This is a genomic window from Lactobacillus helveticus DSM 20075 = CGMCC 1.1877, assembly GCF_000160855.1.
GTDB lineage: Bacteria > Bacillota > Bacilli > Lactobacillales > Lactobacillaceae > Lactobacillus > Lactobacillus helveticus.
In genome coordinates this window covers 8689-9973 of record NZ_GG700754.1, presented here as the reverse complement: position 1 = coordinate 9973, position 1285 = coordinate 8689, and the positions used below count along the sequence as shown (strand labels likewise).

At 32.7% G+C, this 1285-nt stretch carries 1 protein-coding gene; it reads left to right on the top strand.

The genetic code is table 11. The features are described 5' to 3' along the window. Nucleotides 1-380: 380 nt before the first annotated feature. Nucleotides 381-995 carry a hypothetical protein gene (locus HMPREF0518_RS10730; RefSeq protein WP_003626758.1) on the top strand — a complete coding sequence of 205 codons (615 nt, stop codon included), beginning with the start codon at nt 381-383 and terminating at the stop codon, nt 993-995. Nucleotides 996-1285 lie beyond the last annotated feature (290 nt).

The window sequence follows — 1285 nt, the reverse complement described above, 5'->3', positions numbered from 1 at the left end:
CACTTAAGCTTAAGGCAGCTCAATCAGATCAGACTCTTTTCTATTGAATACTACAACTTGAGTCTAGTCCGATTGGACTTTTTTATTAACTAAAACGATTTAACTAGCACCACGCGTAATAGTTAATTATTGTTAGAGCCAGAGCCAATTTCGAATTTCAAGTACCATTTTGGAGATTTGACCATTGTAAATTTCCTCCTTTCAAAGTTAATAGCTGTGTAATAAATATGATACAGAATGTAATTAAACCTTATAATTTGAGCTAGAATAAAACTAAAGCGATAGAAAAGACTACGAAAGAATGTTGACATACATGATTTGGTGGGAATTACCAGTAATTATTAAGTAAGAAAAGACAGTTTTATTATGGAATAAGTTTTATGAAAAAATTATCTAAATTTACGGCAGTCGCTATGGCATCTGCCACATTGCTAACTGTAGTAGCACCAACTATTTCTAGTAGCGTTAGCGCTTCTACAATTAATAGTGACACAAAATCGGCAAACTCAGGAAATACTCAAACGTTTGTGATTCCTAAAAGAAGCGTTGTTCCGGAAAATACTAAAATACAACAAACTCTTTCTGAAGATATTGCTCAATCAGGAACTCTTACTAATGAAAATGGGGTTAAAACGTTTGAAATTTCTAATGATGCCTTACTCAGAGCTATTAATAAAGCATATGGAAATGAATTTTCTGCTGAACTAGCCAAAAGACACCACGCTGGCGTTACTAAAGTAAAAAATTATGGTAATGGGAACATTAATGTTTATCTTTCTAAATCAATGTTAAATAAGATCAGAATAGAAGGTTATAGTGTAGCCTTTGGTGCTGTCTTAAGTTTGATTTCAGCGGCTCTTGGTGTTCCATCAATGGGAGTAGCTTCCTGGGCTATTACAACTGTTTCTAAAAAATTAGTTGGTGCAATGTTAGGACAAGTAAGCCCATACAAAGTTGGTAGAGTTTATAAGATTCGTGGCTGGCGTTACCAATAAAGGGGGCTTTTTGTATGCGTCACGCATTACTTAATGATTCAGCGTATAAAAGTATAGGATATGCATCAATCGTTGTAATACTAATTATATTAGTATTACCGTGGATGAATCAGAAATAACTAAATTATTGGCTTATAGGTTTTTATCTATTTATGCTTGGAGATTGGATATGTACTTTTCTACAACGTCATTCCGTTACCTTAGTATTAGGATTGTTGATAGGTTATGTAATAGCAATAATTGTTTGTTTTCTACTACTTTTTTATACTATCATTGTAAATAATTAAAAA

Excerpts from the sequence above, each read along its gene's own strand:
- HMPREF0518_RS10730 (WP_003626758.1), top strand. The coding sequence starts at position 381 with ATGAAAAAATTATCTAAATTTACGGCAGTCGCTATGGCATCTGCCACA.